The organism is Priestia sp. P5_B4, assembly GCF_056400385.1.
Map to the genome: position 1 here is coordinate 1 of NZ_JBFULJ010000452.1, position 3,090 is coordinate 3,090.

Sequence of the window (3,090 nt, forward strand, 5' to 3'; positions counted from 1 at the left end):
ATACTGTACATGCTGTTAAAATACGTATTGTAAAGAGCTTGAACAGCACGATCTAAAGCATCTGCTTTCACACCAAACATCATGCTCACCTCAGAAGAACCTTGGTTGATCATTTCAAGATTCACTTCAGCACGAGCAAAAGCTTCTGTAGCTTTTGCAGCAATTCCTACTGTGCTATTCATTCCTTCTCCTACTACCATAACCATAGCAAGATCACGTTCAATAAAGATTTCATCCACTTCAAGTTCTTTTTCAATTCGAGCAAATACACGCTTTTCCACATCTGGCGTAAGCTGATGCTCGCGCATGATGACAGAGATATTATCAATTCCTGAAGGGGTATGTTCGTATGAAATACCTTCATCCTCTAAAATTCCAAGCAATCTTCTGCCAAAACCAATTTCACGGTTTAATAAGTATTTGCTCACGTGGATGTTGCAAAAACCTTTATCCCCAGCGATTCCAACTACCGGCGTATCGCCGTGAGGACGCTCAGCTACAATAAATGTACCCTTTGCTTCAGGATTATTTGTATTCTTTACACATACAGGAATGCCTAGTTTATAAACCGGCTCTAGCGCTTCATCATGGAAGACAGAAAAACCTGCATAGGATAGTTCACGCATTTCTCTGTATGTCACTTCTTTCATTTCATGAGGCTTTTCCACAAGTCTTGGATCTACGCTATAAATAGCATCTACGTCGGTAAAGTTTTCATACAAATCAGCTTTTACTCCCGCTGCTACAATTGAGCCTGTGATATCTGACCCACCGCGCGAGAATGTAACCATGTTCCCTTCTTCAGAGTAGCCAAAGAATCCTGGAATCACCAAAATGCCCGAACGCTCTCTTAGGTGCGGTAATTTTTCATAAGACAGTGGAAGCACTCTTGCTCTTCCGGGTTCATCAGAAACAAAAATACCTGCTTCTTTTGGATTTACATAATGAGCTTCAAAACCTAAATGGTTTAAATAAGCAGCCATTACCTTTGCGTTATTATCTTCTCCACTTGCTTTTAGGCAGTCTAATAAGCGAAATGGATCGTTTTTATGTAAATCAATAAGTGATTGTAAATTCGTAATAATGTCAGTAATAATCGTTTCTGGCATAGACAAGTCCACAACGATTTCACGATAGCGATCAATTACTTGCCCAAACTCATCGACGTAATCTTCTCCAAGCTGTATTTTGGCAGAAAGTGCGATTAGCAAATCTGTCATTTTTGTATCTTCTCCGTATCGCTTGCCCGGAGCTGATACAACCACCAGCTTTCTCTCTTTATCAGACGTTACAATATGCGCAACCTGTTTAAATTTCTCTGCGCTTGCAACTGAACTCCCGCCAAACTTCGCAACCTTCATGTTTGAGACACTTCCTTACTTTGTTTTTAATATTCGATTATTGTACCATATTTTATCAAGTAGAAAAGCTTATCTATCTAACTTTTCTAAAAATTAAAGGAATACTACCGTAATTGTACTCCCATAAAGAACAAATGTCTACCACAAAAACACAAAAAGACTGATTTTACATCATGTAAAATCAGTCTTTTTGTGTTATTCTGCTTTTGGCTTTTTTAATACACCTACAAGGACCGCTGTTACAATTGCACCAATTAAAATTGCTAGTGCATATAAAAGAGGATTTCCTTGTACAATTCCGATAACGAATACGCCGCCGTGTGGTGCTGGTAAACCGATGTGGAACATCATTGTTAAAGCACCTGCTACTGCAGCACCGATAACCGATGCGGGAATCACACGGCCTGGGTCAGCTGCTGCGAATGGAATCGCACCTTCTGTGATAAATGAAAGACCCATTATATAACACGTTTTACCTGTTTCGCGCTCTTGGCGAGTAAATTTGTTTTTGAACACAGTTGTCGCAATAGCCATACCTAATGGTGGAACCATACCGCCTGCCATAATCGCTGCGTGTGGTGCATAGTTTCCAGCATCAATCATTGCAATACCAAATGTAAAGGCCGCTTTATTAATAGGACCACCCATATCAATCGCCATCATACCGCCTAAGATAATACCTAATAATACTAAGTTGCCTGTACCAAATCCACTTAACCAGTGCGTTAATCCTTTGTTAATTGCACTAACTGGCTCATTTACAACATAAAGCATAATCAATCCTGAGATAAAAATCCCAAATAGCGGATAAAGAAGAACTGGCTTAATTCCATCAAGCGCTTGCGGTAAACCGCTGAATAATTTCTTTAACCCCACTACTACATAACCTGCTAAGAAACCAGCGATTAAACCACCTAAGAAACCGCCTCCGCCAGAAGCTGCTAAAAGACCTGCAACCATACCGGGAGCTAAACCAGGACGATCAGCAATACTCATTGCAATAAACCCTGCTAGTACTGGTACTAGTAAGAAGAATGCATTATCTCCGCCAATTGTTTTTAGTGCCGCTGCAAATGCATTGTACGTCGGATCTTTCGGCTCTGCTGAGTGAATGCCAAACATAAATGAAATGGCAATTAAGATCCCGCCCCCTACAACAAACGGAAGCATTGCGGATACACCGCTCATTAGGTGCTTGTAAAACCCTGTACGCTCTGATCCTTTACTTTCTCCGCCTTCTTTGCTGCCACCGCCGCCGCTGTATACAGGAGCGTCTCCTTTTAACGCGCGGTTAATTAATTCTTCAGGTTTGCGGATTCCTTCARCTACTGGAACTTGAATGACTTTTTTACCTGCAAAACGTTCCATTTCTACTTGCTTGTCCGCTGCAACGATAATAGCGGTAGCGTTTTCAATTTCTTCCTTCGTCAACGCGTTTTTAACCCCGCTGGAACCGTTTGTTTCAACTTTTAGCGTGACATTCATGTCTTTCGCTTTTGCTTTTAAGCTGTCCGCTGCCATATATGTGTGGGCAATTCCCGTTGGACAAGCCGTTACAGCAAGCACTAATTGATCTGAAGCTGTATCTACTTCCTCTTCCGGCGCTTCATTTTCAGTCTCTTTATCATCAATTGCTTTAATGACTTCATCAATTGATGATGCTGTTAGCAACGTTTTTCGGAACGATTCGTCCATTAATAACGTAGACAAACGAGATAATGTTTCTAAG

2 protein-coding genes are annotated in these 3,090 nt (G+C 41.0%); both read right to left on the reverse strand.

Annotated features, from left to right (window positions below):
- A partial coding sequence (locus tag AC1DRF_RS21130) for an aspartate kinase (RefSeq protein ID WP_477741611.1) occupies positions 1 to 1,361 on the reverse strand: 1,361 nt, incomplete at its 3' end.
- Positions 1,362 to 1,556: 195 nt separating this feature from the next.
- Positions 1,557 to 3,090: PTS fructose transporter subunit IIC (locus tag AC1DRF_RS21135; protein WP_477741612.1), on the reverse strand; the 1,534-nt coding region annotated here is incomplete at its 5' end.